This window comes from Natrialba sp. PRR66, assembly GCF_034808065.1.
GTDB classification, from domain to species: domain Archaea; phylum Halobacteriota; class Halobacteria; order Halobacteriales; family Natrialbaceae; genus Natrialba; species Natrialba aegyptia.
Genome location: NZ_JAXHGN010000118.1, coordinates 1 through 270, shown reverse-complemented (window position 1 = coordinate 270; position 270 = coordinate 1). Strand labels below are relative to the sequence as shown.

The window sequence follows — 270 nt, the reverse complement described above, 5'->3', positions numbered from 1 at the left end:
CGTCACGACCGCTGACCCCGCGAGTCTCCGGGAACACGTCGGGTACGTCAGTCAGACGCCGTATCTGTTCCCCTGCACCGTCGCGGAGAACGTCGCGTACGGTGACCGCGACCCCGACCGCCGAGAAGTCGTCGCGGCGGCGGAGGCGGCCGACGCCCACGAGTTCGTCACGGACCTCCCGGACGGCTACGACACCGAGGTCGGGGAGCGCGGGGCGAGCCTCTCGGGCGGGCAGCGACAGCGCATCGCTATCGCCCGCGCGCTTTACCA

General features: G+C 71.5%; 1 protein-coding gene. It reads left to right on the top strand.

Features of this window, described 5'->3' with window-relative positions; genetic code table 11:
- A partial coding sequence (locus SM755_RS23695; RefSeq protein ID WP_323174841.1) for an ATP-binding cassette domain-containing protein occupies positions 1-270 on the top strand: 270 nt, incomplete at both ends.